General features: G+C 42.5%; 12 protein-coding genes and 1 pseudogene. 2 read left to right on the forward strand and 11 right to left on the reverse strand.

What is annotated here, in order from left to right; all coding sequences use genetic code 11:
• Positions 1-35: 35 nt before the first annotated feature.
• The 4 genes and pseudogenes from purL to VS868_RS11340 all read right to left on the reverse strand — a co-directional run bounded on the left by purL (position 36) and on the right by VS868_RS11340 (position 7,084).
• Complete coding sequence (purL, locus tag VS868_RS11325; RefSeq protein WP_345597560.1) at positions 36-3,710, reverse strand: phosphoribosylformylglycinamidine synthase; 3,675 nt, start codon at positions 3,708-3,710, stop codon at positions 36-38.
• A 130-nt stretch (positions 3,711-3,840) separates the two neighbouring features.
• The gene (locus VS868_RS11330) at positions 3,841-4,953 is read right to left on the reverse strand and encodes a fibronectin type III domain-containing protein (RefSeq protein WP_266067918.1); all 1,113 of its coding nucleotides are present in this window, start codon (positions 4,951-4,953) and stop codon (positions 3,841-3,843) included.
• Positions 4,936-5,685, reverse strand: a pseudogene (locus VS868_RS11335) (endonuclease); the annotation flags it as partial. The gene VS868_RS11330 and the pseudogene VS868_RS11335, both read right to left, overlap by 18 nt.
• A 181-nt stretch (positions 5,686-5,866) precedes the next feature.
• Complete coding sequence (locus tag VS868_RS11340; protein WP_345597562.1) at positions 5,867-7,084, reverse strand: methyltransferase domain-containing protein; 1,218 nt, start codon at positions 7,082-7,084, stop codon at positions 5,867-5,869.
• A gap of 74 nt (positions 7,085-7,158) precedes the next feature.
• Here VS868_RS11340 and VS868_RS11345 point away from each other — a divergent pair, with 74 nt between their 5' ends.
• On the forward strand, positions 7,159-8,223 hold the full coding sequence (locus VS868_RS11345; protein WP_345597564.1) for an oxidoreductase: 1,065 nt from the start codon (positions 7,159-7,161) through the stop codon (positions 8,221-8,223).
• A 58-nt stretch (positions 8,224-8,281) separates the two neighbouring features.
• Here VS868_RS11345 and VS868_RS11350 read toward each other — a convergent pair whose 3' ends face one another.
• The 7 genes from VS868_RS11350 to VS868_RS11380 all read right to left on the reverse strand — a co-directional run bounded on the left by VS868_RS11350 (position 8,282) and on the right by VS868_RS11380 (position 15,274).
• A complete protein-coding gene (locus VS868_RS11350; protein ID WP_266067760.1) occupies positions 8,282-8,719 on the reverse strand; it encodes a hypothetical protein in 438 nt (145 codons plus the stop codon).
• A 1-nt stretch (position 8,720) separates the two neighbouring features.
• Positions 8,721-9,227 carry a hypothetical protein gene (locus tag VS868_RS11355; protein ID WP_266067759.1) on the reverse strand — a complete coding sequence of 169 codons (507 nt, stop codon included), beginning with the start codon at positions 9,225-9,227 and terminating at the stop codon, positions 8,721-8,723.
• A gap of 32 nt (positions 9,228-9,259) precedes the next feature.
• Entirely contained in the window at positions 9,260-9,805 is a 546-nt protein-coding gene (locus VS868_RS11360) for a sigma-70 family RNA polymerase sigma factor (protein ID WP_266067758.1), read from the reverse strand.
• A gap of 351 nt (positions 9,806-10,156) precedes the next feature.
• The gene (locus VS868_RS11365; protein WP_345597567.1) at positions 10,157-11,980 is read right to left on the reverse strand and encodes an ABC transporter ATP-binding protein; all 1,824 of its coding nucleotides are present in this window, start codon (positions 11,978-11,980) and stop codon (positions 10,157-10,159) included.
• Positions 11,981-11,990: 10 nt separating this feature from the next.
• On the reverse strand, positions 11,991-13,721 hold the full coding sequence (locus VS868_RS11370) for a phospho-sugar mutase (RefSeq protein WP_345597569.1): 1,731 nt from the start codon (positions 13,719-13,721) through the stop codon (positions 11,991-11,993).
• A gap of 52 nt (positions 13,722-13,773) precedes the next feature.
• The gene (locus VS868_RS11375; protein WP_345597572.1) at positions 13,774-14,733 is read right to left on the reverse strand and encodes a glycosyltransferase family 2 protein; all 960 of its coding nucleotides are present in this window, start codon (positions 14,731-14,733) and stop codon (positions 13,774-13,776) included.
• Between the two features lie 10 nt (positions 14,734-14,743).
• Positions 14,744-15,274: a DUF4199 domain-containing protein gene (locus VS868_RS11380; RefSeq protein WP_345597573.1), complete on the reverse strand. Its 531-nt coding sequence runs from the start codon at positions 15,272-15,274 to the stop codon at positions 14,744-14,746.
• Positions 15,275-15,445: 171 nt separating this feature from the next.
• On the opposite strand from VS868_RS11380, the gene VS868_RS11385 reads away from it, so the two are divergent.
• Positions 15,446-15,697, forward strand: a complete 252-nt coding sequence (locus VS868_RS11385; protein ID WP_265162857.1) for a type B 50S ribosomal protein L31 — start codon at positions 15,446-15,448, stop codon at positions 15,695-15,697.
• Positions 15,698-15,783: the final 86 nt, after the last annotated feature.

Genomic DNA, 15,783 nt, shown 5'->3' on the forward strand with positions numbered 1-15,783 from the left:
GAAAAGGTCCGGAAGAAACTCCGGACCTTTTTCATTTAATTCTCCTGCTTTTCAAGCCATTTCCTGGCATTGACAAAAGCTTCTATCCAGGGACTAACTTCATCCTGCCTGTCTTTTGGGTAATGAGCCCAGTTCCACGGGAAGGTAGAGCGCTCAAGGTGCGGCATCATGGCTAAATGACGGCCATTGTCACTCACAATCATCGCAGTGTTGTAGTGCGAACCATTGGGGTTTGAAGGATAGGTTTCATAGCCGTACTTTCCAATGATCTTATATCGCTCCACTTCATACGGGAAACTGAATTTCCCTTCTCCGTGGGCCGCCCATATTCCGAGTCTGGTACCCGATAAAGAGTGCATCATCACCGAATCATTTTCAGCGATCTCCATGGAGGTGAAGTTACATTCGAATTTATGAGATTCGTTGTGCAGCATTTTTGGCTTCTCCTTGTGGTCTGGATGTAATAAGCCAAGTTCCATGAATAGCTGGCAACCGTTACAAACGCCCAGGGAAAGCGTGTTTTCTCTTGCAAAGAAACTGTCTAAAGCTGCTTTTGCTTTTTCATTGTATAAGAAAGCGCCGGCCCAGCCTTTGGCACTTCCCAAAACATCTGAATTTGAGAATCCGCCCACTGCAGCAATAAATTGTATATCCTCCAGGGTTTCGCGACCTGAGATCAGGTCGGTCATGTGAACATCCTTCACATCAAAGCCGGCAAGATCCATGGCATAGGCCATTTCCCTTTCAGAATTTGAGCCTTTCTCTCTAATGATCGCTGCTTTAATTCGTTGGTTGTCACCTCGAGCGGAGTCGAGAGGTAATTTTCCACTAAAACCTTCCGGGAATTTGAAGTGCAGCGGCTGTTTTGCGTAATTCTTGTAACGTTCGGTAGCGTTGTCTATTCCGCTTTGCCTCTCATCTAGCAGGAACGAAGTGCGGCTCCAGGTATCGCGTAGCTTCGGAACATCAAACTTCAGGTTTTGATCTCCGTTTTTGATCTTAAGGGTCTTACCTTCAGTAGCTTTTCCAATCTTAAAGAATGCTACTCCTTTCTCCTTTAAAATGGCTTCTACGGAAGCATCTTTTGCCTGAAATACAATTCCGGCGTTCTCTGAAAACAGCAATTTCACGCTGTCTTTTTCCCCGAGTTTAGTGAGGTTAAATTCTGCTGAAAGGTTGACATCTGCAAAGCACATTTCAAGAAGGGTAGTGATCAATCCGCCTGAAGCTACATCGTGACCTGCTAAAATTAAATCTTTCCTTATCAACTCCTGCACAGCATTAAATGCGGCAGCAAAATGTTTATCGTCTTTAATCGTAGGTGCCCCGGCCCCAACTTTATTCAGGATTTGCCCAAAAGAAGAACCTCCCAATTTAAATTCATCCTGTGAAAAATTGATGTAATAGATGGCGCCGCCGTCTTTTTGAAGTACGGGTTCAACTACTTTTGTGATCTCGTCGCAATGCCCTGCAGCCGAAATAATCACCGTACCCGGTGCGAGTACGTTCCCATCTTCGTAACGTTGTTTCATGGAAAGGGAATCCTTTCCGGTAGGAACATTTATTCCGAGGGAAATCGCAAAATCTGATACTCCCTGCACCGCTTCATAAAGCCTTGCATCTTCCCCTTCGTTGTTACACGGCCACATCCAGTTAGCCGACAAAGAGACCGATTTTAAGCCTTTTTCAAGAGGTGCCCATACAATATTGGTAAGCGCTTCGGCAATAGAGTTGCGCGACCCGGCAACAGGATCGATCAACGCCGAAACAGGGGAGTGGCCAATTGAAGTTGCCACGCCTTCCTTACCTTTATAATCAAGTGCCATCACCCCGCAGTTGTTAAGTGGTAACTGTAAGGGACCCGCAGTTTGTTGTTTTGCAACCCTTCCGGTTACGCAACGGTCTACCTTGTTGGTAAGCCAGTCTTTTGAACCAACAGCCTCAAGCTGCAGCACCTGCTCCAGATATTTCTGGAAGTTTTGCGGGTTGTATTCAACTTCGGCATATTTTCTTTCAATGGTTTTATCTTTCATCACCATTTTTGGAGAACTGCCAAACATATCTGCAAGGGCAAGATCCATCGGCTTGTCGCCCTTTGTCTTGCTCTCAAAAGTGAATTGTCTGTCATTGGTTACATGACCCACGGCGTAAAGTGGCGTTCGTTCTCTTTCGGCGATCTTCTGCATGTGCTGCAGGTCTTTATCTGAAATAATTAATCCCATTCGCTCCTGAGATTCATTGCCAATGATCTCTTTTGCTGAAAGGGTAGGATCTCCCACCGGAAGTTTATCAAGATCGATTTTTCCACCAGTGTCTTCCACAAGTTCACTAAGGCAGTTGAGGTGCCCGCCGGCCCCATGGTCGTGAATGGAAACAATTGGGTTCTCATCTGCTTCCACCATCGCACGAATAGTGTTTGCAGCACGTTTTTGCATTTCGGGATTGGAACGCTGGATGGCATTAAGCTCAATACCACTGCTGAATTCCCCGGTATCTGCCGAAGATACTGCGGCACCACCCATACCAATGCGGTAATTCTCGCCTCCAAGAACCACGATTTGATCGCCTTCTTTTGGTGCTCCTTTAATTGCCTGTTCTGCTTTGCCGTAGCCAATTCCGCCGGCCATCATAATTACTTTGTCATAACCCAGTGCCCTTCTATCTTCTGAATGCTCAAAAGTGAACACCGAACCTGCAATTAGAGGCTGCCCGAATTTATTTCCGAAATCTGAAGCCCCGTTAGAAGCTTTGATCAGGATGTCCATTGGCGTTTGATAAAGCCATGGCCTTGCCGGGAAAGCGTCTTCCCAGGGCCGGTTTTCTTCCAGCCTTGAGTAAGAGGTCATATAAACGGCAGTTCCTGCGAGCGGAAGAGAACCTTTTCCGCCGGCCAGCCTGTCGCGAATCTCCCCGCCGCTACCGGTTGCAGCCCCGTTAAAAGGTTCAACCGTGGTTGGGAAATTGTGAGTTTCGGCTTTTAAGGAAATTACCGAATCAAAATCTTTTTTCCTGTAAAAGTCGGGTTTGTCTGCCGACTGTGGGGCGAACTGCTCCACTCTTGGCCCTTTTACAAAAGCCACGTTATCTTTATAAGCCGAAACTATATCGTTCGGGTTTTCTTCGGAAGTTTTCCTGATGAGCTTAAAGAGCGAAACAGGTTTTTCTTTACCGTCTATCTCAAAAACTCCGTTGAAGATCTTGTGACGACAGTGTTCGGAGTTTACCTGTGAAAATCCGAAGACTTCAGAATCGGTAAGTTTTCTCCCGATCCTTTCTGAAAGTTTATCCAGGTATTCTACCTCTTCATCATTGAGTGCCAAACCTTCTTTTTGGTTGTAGGCAGAAATGTTATCTACTTCCTTTACAGGCTCAGGTTCTATGTTGATGGTAAATATATCCTGATCAAGCCCCTGGTACTTTTGAGAAAGCATGGGGTCAAAATCGTGATAATGCTCGTCAACTTTGTAGAATTCTTCAATCCTGCGAATGCCTTCAATGCCCATGTTTTGCGTGATCTCTACCGCATTGGTGCTCCAGGGGGTGATCATGGCGGCACGGGGGCCAACAAAAAAATCTGCCAGGGCAGATTTTTCTAAATATTGTGCGTTTCCAAAAAGCCAGTCTAACTTAGCGATGTGTTCGGCCGAAAGTGCCTTATGCGTTTCAACCGCATAGACCTTGTTTGGACGATTTCCGAAGAATAAGATCATTCTGTGGGTTTTGTGTTGTTTGTTAGGAAGCAAATTTACATTTTTTTAGAAGATATCGATTGTGTGGAAAATGAAAAGCCACGAATTCAATTTTGAATTCGTGGCTTTTCCAACTGGTTTAAATTTAAACCTAGTAAGTTCCTAATCCGTCAACAGTATCTTTGGCAAGAACTTCCCACTCATCTTCTGTGTAGGTTGTGTTTGGTGCGGTCACGGTCGATTTTCTTCTTAGGGTAACATCTTTTCCAAAATCAACGTCCCCGTCAACACCAATCATATCTATAAGAACGCCATCTTTAAATAACCCAACGGGATCATCTCCGTTAAAATCCACTGGCGCTCCGTTTAACGAAACATCAGAGGCATCAATGATTGCCTGGATATCTGCACCACCATTGCTAATCACAAATACATCTCCGCTGGCTAAAGTTCCTTCAAGAGCGTATGCATCGCTCCATTCTCCATTTCCGTTCACCTGCTTCTGAATTGAATATGCAGAAAGGTCAACCTCTTCGCCTGTGATATTGGCAATTTCTACAGCTTTATTAACTCCGCCTCCTTCAACATATTCAGAAAAGAAAAGTTCGGCAGAAGTTCCACCTCCATTTCCGGTTTCTTCTGTAGTCGTAGCTTCTACGGCTGCGCTTTGTGCAGATTCATTGTCGTAGATATCTCTTGCAAGTACTGTGAAAGAATATTGAGTTTCAGCCTCTAATCCTGCAATAGTAAATTCGGTGTTTGTGGTAGTGGCATTATATTCTCCATCTAGAAAAAGATCGTACTCCTTTACTTCCACATTGTCTGTTGAAGCGTCCCAGCTAAGGCTTACACTATTAGATGTTACAGTACCAACAGCAAGATTGGCAGGAGTGGTAGGTGCTTCTGTATCTTCATTGGTCGTAGCTTCTACTGCGTCACTTTCTTCGGAAACATTTCCGGCGGTATCTACTGCGGCAACAGTGATGGAGTAAATAGTTCCGGGAGTTAGATCTGCAAGTGTAATAGAAGTCGAAGACGTACTGGTTACGCTTTCTCCATCCAACATAATATTATATTTAACCACACCAATATTATCTGTAGCTGCTTCCCAGCTTAGATCAAGGGTTTCATAACCAATTTCTGAAACAGTCAATGCCTGCGGGGCAGAAGGAGCTTCATTGTCTTCCTCTACAGGTTCTCCGTTCCAGCGGTTTTGAGCTTCGTCACCTCCCCATAATCTTGTTGCAAGATGCGGGTTATCAATAAACGGGTTCCTATTGCCCTGTGCATCATAAATAACCTCATTACGTTGAAGTTCTAAGGCAGAAACAGGATCTTCGGCATTCCATTCAAGGAAAAGCTCCAGGCCACCTATTTCGTTAAAAGGCTCATCGTAACGCAGGTTCATGTACATGATCATTCGGGCAACATCACCTCGCCATTCATCACCAGGAAAGAATTTATTCCCGTCTACCAACTTATAAGATCCTTCCCCATCTGTAAAAGGGTAATTTCCTCTTGTTTGGTTTACCTGCACATCTGCTGCACGAAGGTGGTGTAGGTCTCCTTTTGCTGTATTATCTACTAAAGATTGTGGATATACGTGCTCAGTGTTAAAAGTTTGCGGCTCATAATTATTTCCTCCAGATAGATATTCTTCCCAATACCTGCTTTCACCGGTATAAATAAGAACAACATTGTCTGGCTTGGCTGGGTCTTCATCTGCCTTATACAGGTAATCATGCCTGTCGGTATAATCGAGCATGTTGCTGTGTTTGGCAATGGTAAGGGCCGCAAGATCATCATAAAGCTCCTCGTTTTCTTCTGAAAAGTCTATTGCTTCATAGTAATCTGCAAGAGCATCAGGAACTTCGTAGTAAGGAGTTTCTTCTATTGGATCTGGATCTGGATCTACAGGAGAGTTCACATCATCATCAGAACTACAGCCAATCAGAAAAAGAATGCTTAAAAAAGGTAAATAAAATGATTTTTTCATCTTAGTTTTTTAAATGTTATTGGTTTTCGATTGTCGCAAAATTAAAGTTTATTTCCCGTTCATTATATTAAGTAATGGTAAAATTCCCCAACTTTTCGGCATTTTGGAAACAGTTTAAATAAAAAATCCTGCATTTCGTTTAATAAAATGCAGGATAATAGGAATATTAATGGGGTCTGAATTATTTTTTCTTTTCCAGAAGTGCCATGTAGAAGCCGTCAAATCCGGTTTCGCTCGATAAGATCTTCTGATCTTTGGCAAGACTGAAATCCTTTCCTTCTTCGGAAGCTAAAAATTTCTTTACCTGCGCTTCATTTTCTGAAGGTAAAACAGAACAGGTGGCGTATACCATTTTACCGCCGCCTTTTACCATTTTTGAATACTGCTTCAGGATTTCTTCCTGGGTTTGTTTGATGGTCTCAATGAATTCCGGTTGCAGCTTCCATTTTGCATCAGGATTTCGGCTTAAAACGCCCAGGCCGCTACAAGGTGCGTCTATAAGAACACGATCTGCACTTCCGTAGAGCTTTTTCACCACTTTTGAAGAGTCGATCACCCGCGGCTCAATGTTGTGAGCTCCTGCCCGGCGGGCACGGCGCTTTAGTTCCTTCAGTTTGTTGGCGTAAATATCTGTAGCGATCAACTGGCCTTTATTTTCCATCAAGGCTGCGAGGTGCAAAGACTTTCCGCCGGCACCGGCACAGGTATCAACCACACGCATTCCCGGTTCTACACCAAGGAAGCGGGCAACCAGTTGGGAAGAAGCATCCTGGACCTCAAAAAAGCCATTTTTGAAGGCTTCTGTCCTAAACACGTTCTTTCTTTCCTTGAGTTGCAAGGCATCGGGATAGCCTTCCAAAAATTCGGTTTCAATTTCCTCTTTTTGAAGCTCCTGTTTTAATTTTTCCCTGGTAGTTTTGAGCGTATTCACCCTAAGAATCACGGGAGCCTGCTCATTCAATGCATGGATTTCCTTTTCCCAGGTTTCTTCTCCCAGCTCTTGCACGCCCATTTCATCCAGCCAGTCGGGCACAGATTCCCTGTATTTCCTTATCTTGCTTAATTCGTCAAATTTTCCTTTGATACGGCGGGTAGGAACAGGTTCTATCTGCTTCCAGTCAGTCGGAATTTCAATACCTCTCAAGGTGGCCCAAACAGCGAATAACCTGAAAAGATTTTCCCTGGAATATGGAGCTTTAACTTCAGCAATTTCTGAGTAAAGTCTCTTCCAGCGAACAATGTCGTATGTAGTTTCAGCAATAAAGCTTCGGTCCCGGGCACCCCAACGTTTATCGCGTTTTAGTGTTTTTTCGATCACCTTATCGGCATAAGCTCCTTCATTAAATATTTCACCAAGGGCATCAACGGTAGCAAAGACCAAATTTCTGTATAAGCGCATAAATTTTATTTAAAGGCGCAAAGGTAAGCTTTTTAAACTTCGGAAAAATCTATCTTTACCTTCAAATTCAGGTTATGAAGCGTATAGTTTTTCTTCTATTTATATTAATAATCGGTTGTAAATCAGATCCTAAAAATGAACAACAGCAGGAAGTTGTGACCAGAGAGCGGCAAGCTTTTACTGAAGTTGAGATTGACTTGCTGCTTGAGGATTCCATCAGCATCAGGGCTATTGAGGTCATGGGACAAGATTTGGCCTTTGCGGGATCAAACGGGGCTTATGGTATTTACAATTCGGCTAAAGATGAGGTGCGGGTAAGCCGACAACAGTATGATTCCATTGCTCCCGAATTTAGGGCTGTGGCAGGGACTTCCGAAGATTTTTTTATGCTAAGCGTTGCAAATCCGGCGCTTTTGTACAAAACTGGCGACAGCGGACAAATGGAACTGGTGTATAAGGAAGAAGGTGGAAAAGTCTTTTATGATGCCATGACCTTTTGGAACGATAAAGAAGGTATAGCGATGGGAGATCCGGTGGAGGATTGTCTTTCAGTTATAATTACCCGCGATGGCGGGAAGAGCTGGAATAAACTTCCCTGCGATCAACTCCCCAAAGCAGCCGAAGGTGAAGCGGCCTTTGCAGCGAGTAATGCAAACATTGCGGTAGAAGGGGAGAAGGCCTGGATACTTTCGGGAGGAGCCAGATCAAGAGTTTACTTCACACCCAATAAAGGAAAAACCTGGGAAGTCTTCGATACGCCGCTGGTGCAGGGAAAAAGCACCCAGGGCGGCTACGCTATGGATTTTTATGATGAACAACAAGGCGTGATCATTGGAGGAGATTACACGGCTCCCGAAGAAAATACTGCCAATAAGGCCCTGACTACAGATGGCGGAAAGACCTGGAACCTCATTGCCGATGGCCAGGATCCCGGTTACAAGAGTAGTGTGCGTTACGTTCCCGGTGGTGATGGCAAGGAAATGGTGGTTGTAGGATTTACAGGTATCTCGTATTCCAAAGATGCCGGCCAGAGCTGGAAAGAACTTTCACCCGAAGGTTTTTACACTATCAGATTTCTAAATGACAGCGTGGCTTACGCGGCAGGAAAGAACAGGCTGGCAAAATTAAAATTCAGGTAAAACCAAATGATCCGGCGCCTTTCGGCAACCGGATCATTCCAACTAACCAACCAAAAAACTATTTATTATTTGAATCCTTCCGCTGGCGATACTCCAGCATCATCTTGTGATTAAATTCATCTTCAACCTTCTTTAGCTGCATAATTCTGCGGGCGCTAAAGATCTGTTTGAGATCGTTGTAATATTTCTTTTTTAACAGGTAATCTTCACGTTCAAGAGACACGTACTCGTCGAGTTTGGCATTTGCCCTGTCTTCGGTAATGCACTCAATGTTTTCAACTTCGGCTCTCTCCTGGCGGTACAGGTCCCTGCGTTTATCAACATATTCGTTGTAAAGAGGCCAAAATTTTTGGGCTTCCTGAGCCGTTAAATTAAGCCCTTCAGTAATATAGGCTGTTTTGAGCGCTTTTATCTTCTCGCGGTGCCCATCCTTATCCTGTGCTTTGGCATAAAAGCCGGCAGTAAGGAAGAGGATCATAAACAAAATATTTTTCATGCTAGTTTTCATTAAGTAGAAGCGCCGGTTCTTCAATATTCTCATTTAGGTATTCATACAGGGCTTCTTTATCAATATTGGGGTTTGCCGAAGCAGTTATTTCATAAGGTGCAAAATCGGTCTCGTTTGGGTTATCTGTATCAATCGATTCTAAAAGATAATTTTCAACGGCAGTAATGTTGAGGTCTTCAAAACCTACTTCACTGTTATCGTTAAAGATCACGGTGCTAAAAAGAATGGCCACCACTGCTGCAACACTGGCAACATAAGACCAAATCTTCCTGTTGAAAAGAGGAATGACCTTTCCTTCTTTTGGAGTTTCAATCTTTTCAAATACCCTGTCGCCAAGATGTTCAAAATAATCGTTAGGCACCTTGAAAGGATTGTCGCCAAAGCTCTTTTCATCTTCGGTCACGCGAGACATCATACGGGCTTCGAAGTCCTGGAAATAACCTTCCGGAACTTTAAATCCTGAAGTATTGTGATATGGTAACCCGTTCTTTTTCATTTAATTATTTGACTGAAAATTCTCCCAAAGGTTTAACCCTGTTTTAAAAATTCTTCAATTTTTTTGGTGGCATGGTGATATGAAGCCTTTAGAGCACCTTCGGAAGTACCTAAGATATCAGAAATTTCTTTATACTTCAATTCCTGGAAGTACTTCATGTTAAAAACCTGTTGTTGTTTCTCCGGAAGGGTGGCAATGGCTTTTTGTAACTTTAACTGAATTTCATCGCCTTCAAAAAAGACATCGTTTTCAAGATTGTCAATGATTTTTTGCTGAAGATCTTCAGAACTTATTTGTTGCTTTTTGGCCCTGTTGTTTAAAAAGGTAATGGACTCATTAGTGGCAATGCGGTACATCCAGGAGAATAACTGGCTGTCTCCTTTAAATTTATCAATGTTCCTGAAGATCTTTATAAAGGTGTTTTGCAAAACATCATCGGCATCTTCGTGATTCTTCACAATATTGCGGCACTGCCAGTACAGGCGTTCCTGGTAGAGTTGCAGTAACTCCCGAAACGCCGCATTTCTGGACTCTGGATCCTGAAGTTGGGAAACTAATTTTTCTTCGGAAGAACTCAAAAGGCACCACAATTTTAAGCCGGTAAAGATAGCAGGAAATCCTTAATTACCACAAAAGGCTGAAGTTATAAGGAAAGACAGAAATATCGATGAAATACACAAAATACAGGATAAAATACACAAAATATTTTTTTATATCAATTTTTGTAGTATCTTCACATCGTGAAAAAGTGATCTTTTTTGCCCCCGATTTAAGAACCGTTATACCACAATTCCCCCAAGTGGTGCGGAGATTTTAAAAAATGGATGACCTACTCATCCATTTTTTTTGTTTTAAAATGTATCCTACAAATAAAAAAGGGTTCCAAAAATGCCATTTTTGGAACCCTTTTTTAATATTCTTAAAAGCTTTTACTCGAATGACTGCATCTCTACCAGTTTGTGATAAACAGCTTTTTTGGTCAACAGTTCTTCATGTTTTCCCTGCTCCACAATCTGGCCTTTTTGCATCACCACAATGTGATCGGCATTTTGGATGGTTGAAAGCCTGTGGGCAATAACAATAGAAGTCCTGTTCTTCATCATGTTTTCAAGGGCTTTTTGAACCAGTCTTTCGCTTTCGGTATCAAGGGCCGAGGTGGCTTCGTCCAGGATCATGATTGGCGGATTTTTCAATACTGCACGTGCAATAGAAAGCCGTTGTTTTTGACCACCGCTCAATTTATTACCACTGTCCCCAATATTAGTTTGAAGGCCCTGGGGCAGGTCTTTGACAAATTCCCAGGCGTTGGCAATCTTTAAGGCATCAATGATCTCTTCATCGGTAGCATTGTCTTTTCCAAGCCCTACGTTATTACGAATGGTATCATTAAAGAGGATAGAATCCTGGGTAACCAGTCCCATTAAATTCCGCAGTGATTTTTTTGTCATTTCCCGAATGTCAATCCCATCGATCTTAATAGATCCTTCGTTTACGTCATAAAAGCGGGTCACCAGGTTGGCAATGGTAGATTTTCCACTTCCCGATTGTCCTACCAGAGCAACAGTAGATCCCTTAGGCACAGAAATGCTGAAATTTTTCAGTACATTTTCTTCTTCATACCTAAAGGAAACATTATCAATCTCTATTACCTCTTCAAAATGGCTTTTTTCGATGGCATTTTTGGCATCTTTGATATTTGTTTCAGTATCCAAAACCTGAAATATCCTTTCCGCCGCGGCGTCTCCCTTTTTCACGCTGTAACTCGCCTTGCTAATTTGTTTTGCCGGGGTAAGAATGTTGTAGGCCAGCCCCATAAAGGCTATAAAGGTGGCGCCATCAAGGGTGCCCTCAACCAGTACCATATTTCCACCAAACCAGAGTATGATAACAATTACAAAGATCCCCAGGAACTCACTGGTAGGAGAGGCGAGGTTTTGGCGGTTTAGCAAGCTGTCAAGTATCCTTTTAAGCCTGTTGGTGGAATCGTGAAATTTATACCTGAATTTTTCTTCAGCATTAAAACCTTTTACAATTTTGAGGCTGGACAGGGTTTCTTCTACCAGAGAAAGAAAATAGCCATTCTCCTCTTGTGCCTGGTTGGATTTGCTTTTAAGTTTTTTACCAATTGCAGAAATTACAAATCCCGATATAGGTAGAAAAACAAACACAAAAACCGTGAGGGTAGGGCTCATGATAAGCATGGCCGTGATGGTAAAGATAATTGTGAGGGGTTCACGAACAACCAGTTCTAAGATTGATAGAAAGGAGGTTTGTACCTCATTCACATCAGCAGTAATTCGGGAAATGGTGTCACCTTTTCGTTTTTCAGAAAAATAGGAAACCGGTAGCACCAGGATCTTGTCATAAATAGCGTTTCGAACATCGCGCAGCACCCCATTCCGAAGAAAAGTGATGAAGAATGCAGCCAGGTATCCAAAAAGGTTCTTTAAGAAGAAAAGGATTACAACAATTCCGCAGACAAATAATAGGGCAGTGACTTCATCTTCATTAACGCGACGGGTTACTTCATAGTTGAATAAATCAACCACATAATCTTTTATACTTCCCAACCCGGCCCAGCGCGGTTCTACTGCCACTCTTTTAGTCTTGTCAAACAGGATCTGGATAACAGGAATGAGCGCCAGGAAAGACATGGTGCTAAAGAGCGCATAGAAAATGTTGCAAATAATGTTGAGGATCGCGAACCTCTTATAGGGGATCGCGAACCTCATAATTCTCTTAAAGTAATTCATGTAGGGTGGCTTAAGCCAGTTTTAAATCTGATTTTACAGCAGCAATTTTTTCTGAAAGGTTTTGTTCAACTTTTTCATAATCGCTTACGCTATCCAACTGAGCATTCACGCTTATATAAAACTTGATTTTAGGCTCGGTTCCACTAGGACGGGCAGCTACTTTAGTTCCGTTTTCAGTGTAATATATCAACACGTTAGACTTCGGAACATCAAGCGTCTCCATCCTGGTGTCTGTAAGGTCATAATGAAAAGCTTTTGAGCTCTCATAATCTTCAACCAACACAACTTTCTCGCCATTGATCTCAGACAGCGGATTGTCGCGCAGGCTCACCATCATGTTCTTGATTTGCTCGGCACCGTCTATACCTTTTTTGACAAGGGAGATCAATTCTTCTTTATAAAAACCAAACTCTGTGTAAAGTTCGAGTAGTTTTTCATAAAAAGAAATTCCGTCGGCTTTCATTTGAGCGGCTATTTCGCAGGCCAGAAGGGTAGAGGTAGCGGCATCTTTGTCACGTACAAAATCTCCCACCATAAACCCAAAGCTCTCTTCGCCACCTCCTATATAGTTGAGGCCGGGGTTATCTTTGATCATTTTTGCAATCCATTTAAAGCCGGTGAGTCCTTCCTTGTACTGCACGCCATAACTTTCGGTCACCACTCTCATCATAGGCGTAGACACAATGGTTGAACCTACAAATTCACGGCCTTTAATTTTGTCCTGCTTTTTCCATTGCTCAAGCAGGAACCAGGTCATGACCAACATGGTCTGGTTTCCATTCAAGAGTTCCATTTCACCATCAAGGTTTCTTACGGCAACTCCAAGGCGATCGCCATCGGGATCGGTACCTATAACAATATCGGCATTAATTTCTTTAGCTTTTTCTAAAGCCATTTTTAGGGCTGCAGGTTCTTCGGGGTTTGGAGATGCAACAGTGGGGAAAGTCCCGTCTGGCTCGGCCTGTTCCTGCACAATGTGAACATTTTTGTAACCTGCAGCTTCCAAAACTTTTGGATTGAGCTTTATGGCGGTACCGTGAAGAGAAGTAAAGACGATGTTGAGATTGTCCTTGGCTTCCTGTGAGGTGTCAAAACTGCCATTTTTGACAGATGCTTCCACAAAAGCCTTGTCAATTTTGGTATCTATAAGTTCAATAAGATCTTTATTGGCTTCAAATTTTATTTCGGAATACTGGAGGCTGGCAATCTCTTCCACGATCTCTTTATCTTGTGGTGGCACCAGTTGGCCGCCGTCCTGCCAGTATACTTTATATCCGTTATATTCGGGCGGATTATGTGATGCGGTAAGAACAATTCCGCAGTGGCAATCGAGATATTTTACAGAAAAAGAAAGTTCGGGCGTAGGGCGTAATTCAGAAAAAAGAAAAACCTTAATTCCGTTTGCCGAAAAGACATTGGCTACCACCTGTGCAAGTTCCCTACTGTTTTGGCGGCAATCGTATGCAATTACCACTTTAATATCTTCTTCGGGAAATTGTGCTTTAAGGTAATTTGAAAGTCCCTGGGTGTTTTTACCGAGGGTGTATTTATTGATCCTGTTGGTGCCAACACCCATAATACCACGCATTCCTCCTGTTCCAAACTCAAGGTCTTTATAAAAGCTTTCCTTTAGTTCATCGGGATCTTTTTCAAGGAGTTCTTTAATTCGAAGTTGGGTTTCGTTATCAAATTCAGGATTTAACCATGATTCTGCTCGTGTTTTTATATCGTAATAGCTCATGCTAAAAGTTTTTTTTCAGTAACAAAAATAAGGATTTATGTGGTAAAGCCCGTTAAATCTCTCCTGTAGTTTCGCTAATGCGGTAGCGTTCTTTATCTCTACTGCTTCTTAAGATCAATTCGCCCAAAAAGCCTGCAATGAAGAGTAATGTACCCAGGATCATGGTGGTAAGGGAGATATAAAACCACGGATTATCGGTTACCAGGATACTGGGCAAGCCCTGGTAAAGCTTGTATAATTTGGAGGCGCCAATTACCACAGCAGAAAGGAAGCCGAAGAAAAACATGAGTACGCCCAGGGCGCCAAAAAGGTGCATGGGCCTGCGGGCAAAACTGGATAGGAACCAAATGGTGATGAGATCAAGAAAGCCGTTTATAAAACGCTCGGCTCCAAATTTTGTTTTTCCGTATTTCCTTGCCTGGTGCTGTACTATTTTTTCGTCTATACGCGAGTAGCCGGCGTTCTTTGCCAGTACCGGAATGTAACGGTGCATCTCGCCGTACACATCAATATTTTTTACTACAGCTTTACGGTAGGCTTTTAGTCCGCAGTTAAAATCGTGCAGCTTAAGGCCAGAGGTTTTTCGGGCTGCAGCATTGAACAATTTTGATGGGAAGTTTTTAGTAAGTACGGCATCGTAACGCTTCTTTTTCCAGCCCGAGATAAGATCAAAATTCTCTTTAGTGATAAGATGATATAATTCAGGGATTTCTTCAGGATTGTCCTGGAGGTCGGCATCCATGGTGATCACCACATCTCCTTCGGCTCTTTCAAATCCCACATGGAGCGCCTGAGACTTTCCGTAGTTGCGATTAAACCTTATTCCTTTAACTCCGGCATCTTCCGCAGCAATTTTTCTAATGACTTTCCAGGAATTATCTGTACTACCGTCATCGATAAAGATGATCTCGTAAGAAAAAGAATTGGACCGCATCACCGATGCGATCCAATTATATAATTCATTTAAAGATTCTTCTTCATTAAGAAGAGGGATGACAATAGATAATTGCATTAAGCTGTGTTTATATTTCGTAAGGCCTGTTCTCCTTCATGATGAGTCCGGCGATTAACCCTATAATTAATCCTCCCAGCATATACAGTACAAGGCCGCTGGCAAAGATAATCCATGGAGATTGAAAAGCAGCACCCATTTCTAAGGCATTATCAACTTGAGCTTCGCTCATGTCAGGATATTGTTCTACAATTTGCTCTCTTTGCATTTCCATCATCTGTGACATGTAGTCGGGCTCAATTACTGTAGAAAGAACAATAGACCAAATACCGCCAATAATAGCGGCAATAAGTCCTATACCTACTGCAACTTTAATAGCTTCACCCAGGCTAAGGAAGCCGCCATTTTCAGTTTTAAATGCTTTAATTCCATACACCATAAATGCTATAAGAAGTGCCAGGGTAATAACGGTGAAAGACCAGTGGGGAGCGAGGTGGTTGTTGGTGACGTACATAATAACGCCTACAACTACCAGGGCAACCCCTAGAAGAAGACCGTAATTAAGAACAAATTTACCCGCTTTTGCTTGTTGTGTTTCCATTATTGTTAGATTTGTTGGTTAATTACGGTTAGTAAGCAAAGATAACAAAACGTTACACTCGTACACTTGGTTTCTTTAATGCTGAAAATTAGAGAAGAAATACTTGTTGATTTAGAAAAATTATTTAAATTTGCAGCTCGAAAAAATTACAAGATTTTAAAGAATAAAGAGATGAAGCAGGGAATCCATCCGGAAAATTATAGATTGGTAGCTTTTAAAGACATGTCAAATGACGAGGTTTTTATCACCAAATCTACCGCGAACACAAAAGAAACTATTGAAGTTGATGGTGAGAATTATCCTTTGGTGAAGTTGGAGATTTCCAGAACTTCTCACCCTTTCTACACCGGGAAAGCCAAATTGTTGGATACTGCCGGTCGTATTGACAAGTTCAAGAACAAATACGCGAAATTCAAAAAGTAATTTTAGCGTCATTATAATTTACAAGCCTCCTTACAGGGAGGCTTTTTTTGTTATACTTTTTTAAAATTTCATGTGTTTTTTTAAAA

Origin of the sequence: Salinimicrobium sp. 3283s (assembly GCF_039602225.1) — a bacterium.
GTDB lineage: Bacteria > Bacteroidota > Bacteroidia > Flavobacteriales > Flavobacteriaceae > Salinimicrobium > Salinimicrobium profundisediminis.